Raw genomic sequence first — 1,016 nt, forward strand, 5'->3', positions numbered from 1 at the left:
CTTCCGACGATTGAAGGCGCATAAGCAATTGTCGGTTCTGCGTGCGGCCCTTCAAGCTCACCACGATCGCATGACGATCAACCCCGTTGCCCACGTCGAGGGCCGCGTAACATTCATTCCGGCAACGTTGGCCCGACCTAGTTCAACACCGATCGGGACATCCCCTACGCCGACCTTGCCATCCCTAGCGATCGATAATTTTACCGTCTCAGCCGCCCCGCCGTTTTGTAGCCTCCCCATTATTGGGAGCTGGTTGCCAGCGGATGGACGCGTAAAGTGATCGCTAACTTGAATACCGGATGAACACTGAGATGGCTGCAGGGTGGATGGTTTCGATCGTCGTCGTCAAGAACGACAAGCTTCGATATGTCGTATATGCCGTCGCAATGCCTGATCGGACGGATGCCGTGGAAGTATCGCTGGCGGCTAGGGCGGGTGAAGCAACGATCGCGAATTCCGAACTCGGCGAGGCCGATTTAGAGGGCCTTCGGCTAAAGGCCGGCGAGCTTGTGGCCATATACGGTGATCGCAATGATCCGCCGATGTCGCGCAAGTGGCGTCCTTTCCAACCGCGCGGCACAAACTAGCGGGCAACCGTCGGGATCAGTGTCACCTGCTCGGACCGTGCAGTCGCCCCAGGACCGCAAACGGCGAAGGCTGATTAGCTGCCCCTTGGTTCAGCAACGCGCTGTTACTGATATGGATCGAACTCCGACGTTTGTTTGTAGCAAGCACCAGAAAACGCAACGCCGCCCGCTCAAAATGCATGCGGGCGGCGTTGGCTCTAGCCCCAGGAAGGAAATGCAAAATCCTGACTTGGATTGAATATGGAGGAGGGCGCACGCCGCCGCCGTAGGACTCCGGTACCCTCCAATCAATAGGGGAACTGTGCTGCGCGGGGTTTCGGATCAAGCAACTAAGTTGTCGCCCGTTAAGAAGCTTCCAGGCGACTGATCTGGAATCGTAATTTGGCTGGAATGACGTTCTGAGATTGCAAGGTTTTGGTGTTTTGTGCA

Annotated in this window: 1 protein-coding gene; it reads left to right on the forward strand. The window is 56.7% G+C overall.

Annotated features, from left to right (window positions below):
• The first annotated feature begins 299 nt into the window (after window positions 1–299).
• Window positions 300–587 carry a hypothetical protein gene (locus tag K359_RS0148305; RefSeq protein ID WP_029085284.1) on the forward strand — a complete coding sequence of 96 codons (288 nt, stop codon included), beginning with the start codon at window positions 300–302 and terminating at the stop codon, window positions 585–587.
• Window positions 588–1,016 lie beyond the last annotated feature (429 nt).

It is taken from the genome of Bradyrhizobium sp. th-b2, from assembly GCF_000426785.1.
Classification (GTDB): Bacteria; Pseudomonadota; Alphaproteobacteria; order Rhizobiales; family Xanthobacteraceae; genus Bradyrhizobium; species Bradyrhizobium septentrionale.